The following is a 234-nucleotide window of genomic DNA, read 5'->3' as shown; positions in this document are numbered from 1 at the left end:
ATCCCCTGCCGGTAGAAGAAGCGCTGGACATGGTGGGCCTGAAAGCACGTGCCGACCATTTCCCCTCTCAGCTGTCCGGCGGCGAACAACAACGCGTTGCCGTGGCACGGGCGCTTGTGAAAAAACCTAAGGTGCTTCTGTGCGACGAGCCGACCGGTGCGCTCGACAGTGCGACAGGGATCAAGGTGCTGGATGCGCTGGCCGGGGTGAATGAAAAGCTGGGTACCACGACTA

At 61.1% G+C, this 234-nt stretch carries 1 protein-coding gene; it reads left to right on the top strand.

Annotated features, from left to right (window positions below):
* Positions 1-234 (top strand): ATP-binding cassette domain-containing protein (locus ACYP03_RS28115; protein WP_459782952.1); only part of this gene is annotated, 234 nt, incomplete at both ends.

The sequence above is a fragment of the Photobacterium sp. R1 genome, from assembly GCF_054600795.1.
This window is presented reverse-complemented; position numbering and strand designations above follow the sequence as displayed.